Annotated in this window: 7 protein-coding genes; 4 read left to right on the plus strand and 3 right to left on the minus strand. The window is 29.9% G+C overall.

Features of this window, described 5'->3' with window-relative positions; translation table 11 throughout:
* From SVN78_07430 to SVN78_07440, 3 genes are all read left to right on the plus strand, one after another.
* Positions 1–760, plus strand: a 760-nt coding sequence (locus tag SVN78_07430) for a hypothetical protein (GenBank protein ID MDY6821434.1), incomplete at its 5' end; no start/stop codon positions are given.
* Positions 747–1,565 (plus strand): pyrroline-5-carboxylate reductase, encoded by an 819-nt coding sequence (proC, locus tag SVN78_07435; protein MDY6821435.1) that lies wholly within the window; start codon positions 747–749, stop codon positions 1,563–1,565. The genes SVN78_07430 and proC, both read left to right, overlap by 14 nt.
* Before the next feature lie 128 nt (positions 1,566–1,693).
* Complete coding sequence (locus tag SVN78_07440; GenBank protein ID MDY6821436.1) at positions 1,694–3,154, plus strand: sodium/proline symporter; 1,461 nt, start codon at positions 1,694–1,696, stop codon at positions 3,152–3,154.
* Between the two features lie 28 nt (positions 3,155–3,182).
* Here SVN78_07440 and SVN78_07445 read toward each other — a convergent pair whose 3' ends face one another.
* On the minus strand, positions 3,183–4,499 hold the full coding sequence (locus SVN78_07445) for a M48 family metalloprotease (GenBank protein ID MDY6821437.1): 1,317 nt from the start codon (positions 4,497–4,499) through the stop codon (positions 3,183–3,185).
* Between the two features lie 102 nt (positions 4,500–4,601).
* On the opposite strand from SVN78_07445, the gene SVN78_07450 reads away from it, so the two are divergent.
* Entirely contained in the window at positions 4,602–5,366 is a 765-nt protein-coding gene (locus SVN78_07450) for an SDR family oxidoreductase (protein MDY6821438.1), read from the plus strand.
* Between the two features lie 12 nt (positions 5,367–5,378).
* Here SVN78_07450 and SVN78_07455 read toward each other — a convergent pair whose 3' ends face one another.
* Together SVN78_07455 and SVN78_07460 are read right to left on the minus strand one after the other, a co-directional pair.
* On the minus strand, positions 5,379–6,134 hold the full coding sequence (locus SVN78_07455) for an enoyl-CoA hydratase/isomerase family protein (protein MDY6821439.1): 756 nt from the start codon (positions 6,132–6,134) through the stop codon (positions 5,379–5,381).
* A 64-nt stretch (positions 6,135–6,198) separates the two neighbouring features.
* A partial coding sequence (locus tag SVN78_07460) for a hypothetical protein (GenBank protein ID MDY6821440.1) occupies positions 6,199–6,442 on the minus strand: 244 nt, incomplete at its 5' end.

The raw sequence follows: 6,442 nt of genomic DNA on the forward strand, positions 1-6,442 counted from the left end.
TCTAACAGATATTGATTTACAAGAGATCGTACTTTTAGATATAAAAAGGGCTTTTTCAGAAGGGATAAGAGAAGAAGTAAGTATGCCAGCTTTTTATGAAGGTAAAAAAAATGATGTAGGTGCATTAATAATCCATGATTTAGGCAGCTCCCCAAAAAATATGCAACTATATAATAAATATATATATAATCTAGGTTATACTACTTATATATCAAGAATTGCTGGCCACTCATCAAATTATAAATATTTAAATCATTTTACATTTATAGACTGGTATGAATCATTAAAATATGGATATAACACCTTATTAAAAACAACAAAATCAATTTACATTATTGGTAAAGGCTTTGGTTGTTTTTTATCTATCTTAATATCAATGTTTAATAAAGTAGATCGCTTAATACTTATTATCCCACAAACAGATAAACCAAAAACAAAAAAACTTTACTTAAACAGATTAAATATATTTAGAAATAACGTGGAAAATTTTGACTATAACGATAATGACAATAGTTATAGGTTTATACCAAAGAAATCAGTTAAAGAAGCCAATGCACTTATAAAATACCTCATGAACAATATTGATAAATATAACAAAAATATCCCTATTAATATACATACATTTGAGTCAAATAACGCAATTTATTATTATAAAGGAATAAAATTTTTATCTAGTCTCAAAAAGAAAGATGTTAATATTGAGGTATTTAATATGGAACTATTAAACAAATTTAAGAGGGGTAGTAATGTTAAACAATGATGCAATAGGTATAATTGGAGCTGGCAATATTGGTAGCGCAATAATAAAGGGGCTAATAAATTCAAGAATAATAGATATTAACAAAATTTATACAAGCGATACCAATAAGAAAGCCTTAGATAATATTAAGCAACAATATAAAATAAATACAACTCACAATAATATTGAACTTATTGAGAAATCTACCATTGTTTTCTTAGCAGTAAAACCTCAAATAATCGATAGCGTTCTAAATGAGATCAAAGACAAAATAAAAGAAAACTATCATCTAATTATTAGTGTAGCTGCAGGTATCACAATCAATTATTTAGAAAAATTATTATGTAAAAATGTTAAAATTATTAGATGTATGACAAATACACCTGCATTGGTTTTAGAGGCTGCAACAGTATTAACACCCAACATATATATAACAAAAAAAGATATAGAAAAAACTAAACTTATCTTCTCAAGCATTGGTGAAGTTGTTGAGGTTAATGAAAATTTACTTGATGCAGTAACTGGTTTATCTGGAAGTGGTCCAGCATATATGTCTATAATTATAGAGGCTTTAAGCGATGGTGGGGTAAAAATGGGCTTATCAAGAGAGATTGCTACTAAACTAGCAATTCAAACTATGCTAGGATCTGCAAAACTACTAAAAGAAACAAACATGCACCCCGCTAGACTAAAAGATATGGTAACATCCCCTGGGGGAACTACAATTGATGGCATATGTGCCCTCGAAAAAGGTGGTATTAGAATAAATTTAATTGAAGCTGTCTTAACCGCTACAAATAAATCAAAAAAATTAGGAGAAAAATAAATTAATTTTTTTATAAAAATATATAACATTAAAATTATCTGCTATATTTTGAGAAAACCTAATAACTACATTGCCAATAAGGTATTTGTAGTATAAAATTTTACAATTTTTTATTTATGGTGTATTAATTGAATACAAGTGCTAATATTCAGCTTCTATCTGCTGTAATCTGCTATATAATCTTTACCCTACTACTTGGTTTTTGGGTAGCAAGAAATGTGAAAAACCAAAGGGATTATTATATAGGTAGCAGAAAACTACCTTCTTTTGCCCTTGCACTCTCTGAGAGAAGTTCAGATATGTCAGCATGGATTATAATTGGTATACCTGGGCTAGCATGGGAGTTTGGTTTATCAACCATATGGGTTCTTCTTGGTACTGCTGGTGGAGCAGTATTTCAGTGGATATTTTATGGAAAAAAGTTCTATAAAGAAACTGAGAAAACAGATGCAATAACCCCTAACGATTATTTAGCTAAGAAATTTCCTGAATCTGCAAATGCTATAAGGGTATTAGGTGGTATTTCTATCTTTGTTTTCTTCGTAGCCTATGTTGGTGCCCAGTTTGAAGGGGGTGGTAAAATAGTGGCTCATTTATTTAATCTAAATACAACTATTAGCGCTATTATAATTGCTACAATTATTATATCATATTCTGTTGCAGGTGGCTTTATAACTTCTGTTTGGACAGATTTCTTTCAGGCACTATTAATGGTCTTCACCTTAATCATTTTACCAATAATTATATTATTTAATGTACTTGGTGATCCCTCTATATCTATAGTCAACTCTCTAGCTAATGATAAGGCAGGACGATCATCCCTATTTGGTGGTAAAGTAGGTATAGATGCACTTATATTACTAGGCGTAAATCTAAGTTGGTTTTTTGGTTATATGGGTGGTATACCTCATGTTTTTGTTAGAATGATGGCTGTGAGAAATGCAAAAGAAATAAAATCTTGTACTATCATAGCAGCAATCTGGGGTTTTTTAACCTCTGCTGGCGCATTACTTTTGGGGCTACTTGCTTTTGCTATATATGGTAATCTAGAACTCTTTGTAAATGATAGAGAAATGGTATTTCCCTATATAATCCAGCAATTTACTCCACCTTTTCTAACTGGAATTTTACTAGCTGGAGTACTAGCTGCTGTTATGTCCACTGCAAGCTCACAGATCATTATGGCTAGCTCTGCAATCTCGGAGGATATACTCCAGAGAATCCTTTTTAAAAAGAGAGATTTTAAAGAGAAAATAAGATTAAATATATCAAGACTTTCAACATTATTTATTGGTTTTTTAGGTATTTTATTAATATTTTATGCAAAAGAATATGTATATACTATTGTCAGTTGGGGATGGGCAGGATTAACTAGCATATATGCACCTATAATTACCCTACTCTTTTTTTGGAAGAGACTCTCTAAAGTCGGTGTCTATTCAGCATTTATTGTTGGATTTTGCGTAACCATATTATGGGTGTCATTAGGTTTTGATAAAGAGATTATTACTGTAAGACTAATCAGCTTTCCTATATCTTTTATTTCAGCAGTAATATTTTCTTTGATTTTCCCTGACAGAAAAAAATAAATGAAATATAATTAAATTATAATTATTCCTATGAGAATATTTTTTTATATCTTAAGTATTGCAATCTTTTTCTTGCATAATCAGCATTTTCACCTCTATCTACCTTCTTTAGATAAGATAGATAATAATTAATTGCCTCATCATATCTTCCCATCTTATCAAAACAGTATCCCTTATAAAACAATATTTCTGGGTTACCTGGCAATATTTCATTATACTTGTCAAAGCTTTTCAAGCTTTCTTCGTATTTTTCCAATTTAATTAAAATCAAGCCTTTTAAAAAATGAGCCTGGCCTTCATCAGGATAGACATCTTCAGCTAAATTAGTATATTTCAATGCTTCATCATAAGAGTTTAAATGATAGTTACAAATTGCCATAAAAACAAGACCAACATAATCATCTGGAGCTATATTTAAAGCCTTTTTAATGTATTTCTTAGACTCAACGTATTTATTACTCGACATAAATTTTGCTGCTTTTTGTAAAAGCATTATGGCCTCCTTTATTTTTCTAAGTGAGGCTGTGTTGTCCATAAATCTCTCTCTACCTATTACATATTCACGTTTATTATTATATTTTTTTGATATTATATCTTTTACATTATTATACCTCTCTTCACTCATTGGGTGGGTACTAAACATAACTTCTAATAGACTAGGTTCATCTTTTTCAAGAGACATCAACATATTAAAAAGCTCTAACATGCCTTCAGGCGAATACCCTGCATTTATCATATATTCTAACCCTAAAGCATCAGCCTGCAGTTCATCTTTTCTGCTATAACTTGCAAGTAAAATTGATGAACCAAGACTTGCAGCAGAACTTACAACAGGCACAAAGGGATTGTTCTCTACATTTAGATATATCATCAATCCAGTAAGTATTCCACTAATTAAAACAGCCTTACTCATTCTTTTTGCCGTATGCCTTGCAGATACGTGTCCAATCTCATGCCCTAAAACTGCAGCAAGCTCAGCCTCAGAATTCAAATTAATAATCATTCCTCTTGTTATTGCAACGCTACCTGCCGGAAAAGTGTAGGCATTAACATAGACTGCGTTAACCACCCTAAAAGAGTATGGCATATCTGGCCTATGAGAAAATTTTGCTAATTTAATTCCAACACTCTCAATGTAACTATTTAATTTAATATCCTGTACCTTACCATAATCAGCAGAAAATTGAAATTTTGCATTTTCTTTATCGATTTTTATTTCATCATTCTTGTCTAAAAAAGAAAATACCTTTTCACCTGTTATAGGATCTTTAGCACAATTTGAGGTACATATAGAAAATAATAAAATAGATAAGTTTTTAATAAACTCTCTTCGGTTTAATTCCATATAGTTTATATATCTTATATATTAAATTATTAATGAATCAAGTCTTTAAAAAAGATATAATAAAATTAATTTATATTAAATATAATATCAAAGGAGGATTATATGAAAAAAACAATATTAATCAGTGGGGCTTCTTCAGGTTTTGGTTATGCAACAGCAGAAAAATTTGTTAATCATGGAGATAATCTAATAATACTGGCAAGACGCTTAAAAAGATTAGAGGAGTTTTACAATAAATATAAAGATTCCGCAAATATTTATTATAAACAATTAGATGTAAGAGATTTTGACCAAATTAAAAACTTAATAGAAGAATTGCCTGAAAACTTTAAAGACATAGATGTTTTAATAAACAACGCAGGATTAGCATTAGGTATAGAAAAAGCTGACAAAGCAAGTCTTGAAGATTGGTTAACAATGATTGATACTAACATAAAAGGTTTAATATATTTAACAAAATTAATCTTACCTATAATGGTTAAGAGAAATAAAGGTTATATTATAAATATCGGATCAATTGCTGGCACCTATCCATATCCAGGTGGAAATGTTTATTGTGCTTCAAAAGCATTTATAAAACAATTCTCTCTAGCCTTAAGAGCTGATCTGTTAGGAAGAAATATAAGGGTAACAAACATTGAGCCTGGTTTATCTGAAACAGAATTTTCTATTGTAAGGTATAAGGGAGATACTGAAAAAGCAAGTAAGCTTTATAAAGGCACAAAACCCCTCAAAGGAGAAGATATTGCAGATATTATTTATTTTCTGGTTAATTTACAAGAACATGTAAACGTAAATAGAATTGAAATAATGCCTACTTGTCAATCATTTTCACCACTGGCAGTATATAAAGATGAAAAGTCCTAAATACAAATAATTTTATTTCTTTTTGTTTAAAAAAGCCTCAACCCCCTTTTTTGCATCCTCATTTTGGGTTAAACCAGAAAATAGTTCACTCATATAATCCAAACTATAATGATATGGCATATCCATTATAGTATTTATAGCATATTTACCTAACCTAACTGATTCTTGATTTTTTGAGGCTATTTCATTTGCAAAATTTAGGGTTTCCGTCTCCAATTCATCATCTGATACAACTTTATTGGCAATACCCAATCTAAACGCTTCTTCAGCTGATATCATCTTACCTGTTAGAATCATCTCCAGTGCTATTTTTTTTCCAACAATTTTTGTTAATGGTACTAATGGCCCAAGACATAAAAGCCCAACATTGATAGCTGTTGTACCAAAGATTGCATTATTTGAAGCAATAGTAAAATCGGAAGCAAAAGATAAGCCAGCACCATTGGCTAAAGCGTAGCCTCTCACCGAGGCTATAACAACCTTTGACATCTTAGTTATAGTGTGATTATGTAGATCCATCAATTTAACAACAGATTTCATCTCATTATAATCCCTGTCCTTAAATTCTTTCATATCAATTCCACATGAAAAATGCTTCCCCTTGGCGTTTATAATAACCAATTTTATATCCTTGTCATTATCAGCTGCCATAAGATATTCGTTTAGTTTTTTGGCTAGATTTAGATTAAAGGTATTATATTTTTCAGCTCTATTTAATGTTATAAATGCAAGATTATCTTTTTTTTCATATAATACTTCTTCACTCATTTATATTGCCCTCAAAAAATATGTAAATATGCAATAATATTGCATATTTTAATAACAATTAATATTATACTTTTCTACCTAATGCCTCCATAAAGCGTCTTAATAAATATGGATCATTCGATCTAATTTTACCTGATATAAAATCACTCATCGAAGGTTTATAATTATCATACCAAATCTTTTCTATAAGTCTCCTACTAGTTTTACACCAACAATCAGGTTTTTCAACAGCTTTACCATCTTTAACCACAAATTTTTCCCTATCTATAGAAACTGTCTTCTCTATACCATCTACATTAAAATAAAAG

The sequence above is a fragment of the Deferribacterota bacterium genome (assembly GCA_034189185.1).
GTDB lineage: Bacteria > Chrysiogenota > Deferribacteres > Deferribacterales > UBA228 > UBA228.

Excerpts from the sequence above, each read along its gene's own strand:
- proC (MDY6821435.1), top strand. The coding sequence starts at position 747 with ATGTTAAACAATGATGCAATAGGTATAATTGGAGCTGGCAATATTGGT.
- SVN78_07445 (MDY6821437.1), bottom strand. The coding sequence starts at position 4,499 with ATGGAATTAAACCGAAGAGAGTTTATTAAAAACTTATCTATTTTATTA.
- SVN78_07450 (MDY6821438.1), top strand. The coding sequence starts at position 4,602 with ATGAAAAAAACAATATTAATCAGTGGGGCTTCTTCAGGTTTTGGTTAT.
- SVN78_07455 (MDY6821439.1), bottom strand. The coding sequence starts at position 6,134 with ATGAGTGAAGAAGTATTATATGAAAAAAAAGATAATCTTGCATTTATA.